This is a genomic window from Vogesella mureinivorans (genome assembly GCF_007644035.1).
GTDB lineage: Bacteria > Pseudomonadota > Gammaproteobacteria > Burkholderiales > Chromobacteriaceae > Vogesella > Vogesella mureinivorans.
Genome location: NZ_VMTV02000461.1, coordinates 1 through 393, shown reverse-complemented (window position 1 = coordinate 393; position 393 = coordinate 1). Strand labels below are relative to the sequence as shown.

Genomic DNA, 393 nt, shown 5'->3' with positions numbered 1-393 from the left:
ATGCGCATACTCGCCAACACCACCAATGCGATCGCCGAGGGCGAGGTGCTGCAGCTGCTGCACGTGCACAACCCGGATACCGACGAGGCCGCCTACCTGCGCGTGATCGAGCGCAAGACGGCCGTGCTGTTCGCCGCTGCCACGCGTCTCGGCGCACTGCTCGCCGGCGCTGCGGAAGCACAGCAGGCGGCGATGGAGCGCTTTGGCCTTGCGCTGGGCTACGCCTTCCAGATTGCCGACGACGTGCTTGACTATACGGCCGATGCCAGCACGCTCGGCAAGAACCTCGGCGACGATCTGGCCGAGGGCAAGGCCACCCTGCCCCTTATCCACGCGTTGACCCGCGTTGACGCCGAGACCCGCGCGCGCATGGCGGCTGCAATCGAGCAGGGC

General features: G+C 67.9%; 1 protein-coding gene. It reads left to right on the top strand.

All coding sequences use genetic code 11. The features are described from left to right. A partial coding sequence (locus FLQ44_RS11530; protein WP_147694475.1) for a polyprenyl synthetase family protein occupies positions 1 to 393 on the top strand: 393 nt, incomplete at both ends.